Below are 971 nucleotides of genomic sequence, written 5' to 3'. Positions count from 1 at the left end.
CTTCTCGGCGATGTGGAATGAGCACTGCTCCTACAAATCCTCGAAGAAATGGTTGCGCACGCTGCCGACCACCGGACCTCAGGTCATCCAGGGGCCGGGCGAGAATGCCGGCGTGGTCGACATCGGCGACGGCGACTGCGTCGTCTTCAAGATGGAGAGCCACAACCACCCGTCCTATATCGAGCCCTACCAGGGCGCGGCGACCGGCGTCGGCGGCATATTGCGCGACGTCTTCACCATGGGCGCCCGGCCGATCGCGGCGATGAATGCGCTGCGCTTCGGCTCGCCTGACCATCCCAAGACCCGGCACCTCGTTTCAGGCGTGGTTTCCGGCGTCGGCGGCTATGGCAACGCCTTCGGCGTGCCGACAGTCGGCGGCGAGGTCAATTTCGACGCCCGCTACAATGGCAACATCCTGGTCAACGCCTTCGCGGCGGGCCTTGCCAAGACCGATGCGATCTTCCTGTCGGAAGCCAAGGGTGTCGGCCTGCCGGTCGTCTATCTCGGCGCCAAGACCGGCCGCGACGGTGTCGGCGGCGCCACCATGGCCTCGGCCGAATTCGACGACAAGATCGATGAGAAGCGCCCGACAGTGCAGGTCGGCGATCCCTTCACCGAAAAGTGCCTGCTGGAAGCCAGCCTCGAACTGATGGCCTCGGGCGCCGTCATCGCCATCCAGGACATGGGTGCCGCCGGCCTCACCTGCTCGGCGGTCGAAATGGGCGCCAAGGGCGACCTCGGCATCGAGCTCTATCTCGACAAGGTGCCGGTGCGCGAAGAGCGCATGAGCGCCTACGAGATGATGCTGTCGGAAAGCCAGGAGCGCATGCTGATGGTGCTGCGCCCGGAAAAGGAAAAGGAAGCCGAGGCGATCTTCCACAAATGGGGGCTCGACTTCGCCATCGTCGGCAAGACCACCGACGATCTGCGCTTCCGCGTGCTGCACCAGGGGGATCAGGTCGCCGATCTGC

General features: G+C 64.9%; 1 protein-coding gene. It reads left to right on the top strand.

Annotation, left to right across the window (positions count from 1 at the left end; translation table 11 throughout):
• Positions 1-971, top strand: a 971-nt coding sequence (gene purL / locus EN939_RS35770) for a phosphoribosylformylglycinamidine synthase subunit PurL (protein ID WP_127272006.1), incomplete at both ends; no start/stop codon positions are given.

This window comes from Mesorhizobium sp. M7A.F.Ca.CA.002.05.1.1 (genome assembly GCF_003998335.1).
Classification (GTDB): domain Bacteria; phylum Pseudomonadota; class Alphaproteobacteria; order Rhizobiales; family Rhizobiaceae; genus Mesorhizobium.
Note: the sequence above shows the minus strand (reverse complement) of the source record. Positions and strands in the feature narration are given on the sequence as shown.